General features: G+C 68.6%; 1 protein-coding gene. It reads right to left on the reverse strand.

Annotated features, from left to right (window positions below):
- Positions 1–236, reverse strand: a 236-nt coding sequence (locus RRF55_RS27970; RefSeq protein WP_439419295.1) for a hypothetical protein, incomplete at both ends; no start/stop codon positions are given.

Consider the following 236-nt stretch of genomic DNA (forward strand, 5'->3'; position numbering starts at 1 on the left):
CGGCGCCGTCAGTTCACGGCGCGCCGCATCGCCCGCGAGCGCGAGGGTGGCGCCCAGCACGACCCGCAGCGACGTGGAGGATCCGCGATCGTCCCCCCCCGCGCTGCTTCCCGGCACGATGAATTCCTGCCGCGCGAGCACTTTGCCGGTTGACATGTCGTCATCGACATAGCTCACTGTCCAGCGGGTGCCTTTGGCGAGGAAGCGCGGCTCGGTTGCCGGATCGATCAGGACTT

The sequence above is a fragment of the Klebsiella sp. K47 genome (genome assembly GCF_051858335.1).
Lineage (GTDB): Bacteria > Pseudomonadota > Gammaproteobacteria > Enterobacterales > Enterobacteriaceae > Klebsiella > Klebsiella pneumoniae.